The sequence below is a fragment of the Escherichia sp. AM3 genome (assembly GCF_032029835.1).
GTDB classification, from domain to species: Bacteria; Pseudomonadota; Gammaproteobacteria; order Enterobacterales; family Enterobacteriaceae; genus Escherichia; species Escherichia coli.
The window spans coordinates 1-1,297 of sequence record NZ_JAVUPQ010000311.1 but is presented as its reverse complement, the minus strand read 5'-3'; the positions used below and the strand labels follow the sequence as shown (position 1 = coordinate 1,297).

The following is a 1,297-nucleotide window of genomic DNA, read 5'->3' as shown; positions in this document are numbered from 1 at the left end:
CTGGACGGTGACAGCGGTTTCCGGTGACAGTGTCACGCTGTCGGACGGACAGCAGATCCGGGTGATTCGCCCAGGTCAGGAGCGGGCAGAGCAACATATTGACCTGGCTTATGCCATCACCGCCCACGGTGCGCAGGGGGCAAGTGAAACCTTTGCCATCGCGCTTGAAGGCACGGAAGGTAACCGGAAACTGATGGCCGGCTTTGAGTCAGCCTACGTGGCCCTGTCGCGTATGAAGCAGCATGTGCAGGTGTACACCGATAACCGTCAGGGCTGGACGGATGCCATCAACAATGCCGTACAGAAAGGCACTGCCCACGATGTGCTAGAGCCGAACTCGGACCGGGAGGTCATGAATGCAGAGCGGCTGTTCAGTACGGCGCGGGAGCTGCGGGACGTGGTGGCCGGCCGTGCCGTTCTCCGTCAGGCAGGGCTGGCCGGGGGAGACAGTCCTGCACGGTTTATTGCACCCGGGCGCAAATATCCGCAGCCGTATGTGGCACTGCCGGCTTTTGACCGTAACGGCAAGTCAGCTGGTATCTGGCTGAACCCGCTGACCACGGATGACGGAAACGGGCTGCGGGGCTTCAGTGGTGAAGGCCGGGTGAAAGGCAGCGGGGATGCGCAGTTCGTGGCCCTGCAGGGCAGCCGTAACGGAGAGAGCCTGCTGGCTGATAATATGCAGGATGGTGTCCGGATTGCCCGTGATAATCCTGACAGCGGTGTGGTGGTAAGAATCGCCGGTGAAGGTCGTCCGTGGAATCCCAGAACCATCACCGGTGGTCGCGTGGGGGGGGATATCCCGGACAACAGCGTTCAGCCGGGAGCCGGAAATGGCGAACCGGTCACGGCAGAGGTACTGGCACAGCGGCAGGCTGAAGAGGCCATCCGCCGTGAAACGGAACGCCGTGCGGATGAAATTGTCCGTAAAATGGCAGAGAACAAACCTGACCTGCCGGACGGCAAAACAGAGCAGGCTGTCAGGGATATTGCCGGGCTGGAGCGTGACCGGTCTGCCATATCTGAACGGGAAGCCGCGCTGCCGGAGAGTGTACTGCGTGAACCACAACGGGTGCGGGAAGCGGTCCGGGAGGTTGCCCGGGAAAATCTGCTGCAGGAGCGACTGCAGCAGATGGAGCGGGATATGGTTCGTGACCTGCAGAAAGAGAAAACCCTGGGCGGAGACTGACACAGGAAGATAAACGCTGATGACAACGGATAACACGAACACAACACGTAATGATTCACTGGCTGCCCGGACCGATACCTGGTTGCAGTCGTTGGTGGTCTGGTCACC

1 protein-coding gene and 1 pseudogene are annotated in these 1,297 nt (G+C 60.6%); both read left to right on the top strand.

Annotation, left to right across the window (positions count from 1 at the left end; genetic code table 11):
• On the top strand, positions 1-1,189 hold a 1,189-nt coding region (locus RTW80_RS25400; RefSeq protein ID WP_312720824.1), incomplete at its 5' end, for a conjugative transfer relaxase/helicase TraI domain-containing protein.
• A gap of 19 nt (positions 1,190-1,208) precedes the next feature.
• Positions 1,209-1,297: pseudogene (locus RTW80_RS25395) on the top strand (conjugal transfer protein); the annotation flags it as partial.